The organism is Mesorhizobium sp. M1D.F.Ca.ET.231.01.1.1 (genome assembly GCF_003999155.2).
Taxonomy (GTDB): Bacteria; Pseudomonadota; Alphaproteobacteria; order Rhizobiales; family Rhizobiaceae; genus Mesorhizobium.
Window position 1 is genome coordinate 1 of the sequence record NZ_RZOZ02000258.1, and the last position, 289, is coordinate 289.

A 289-nucleotide genomic window follows, 5' to 3' on the forward strand; every position below is an offset into this window, starting at 1 on the left:
CCACACCGACTGCTTGTCACTCCTCCGGCAAGCCAGCGATCCGCATGTGGTTGAGGGCCGAGCTGTGCGCTGGAGTTGCCCATGCGGCCGATGAGGTCGGCAACGCTTTCGGCCAGCGTCGAGCGCGCGCCTTCGACAGCCGAAAGCGTCTCGGCGGTACGGTTGGCGAGCGCATTGACGAGGGCCGGGAGCCCGGCACACGGTCGGCCGGGCACGGTCGAGCTTCACCCGCATCGTCGAGGCGGTGTCGGCGCTCGGCAGGGGCGACTGGATCTGGTGATCTTCCCGG

Annotated in this window: 1 protein-coding gene; it reads right to left on the reverse strand. The window is 69.2% G+C overall.

What is annotated here, in order from left to right; genetic code table 11:
* The coding region (locus tag EN874_RS34195) for a hypothetical protein (RefSeq protein WP_210238605.1) at positions 1-215 on the reverse strand (215 nt) is incomplete at its 3' end.
* Positions 216-289 lie beyond the last annotated feature (74 nt).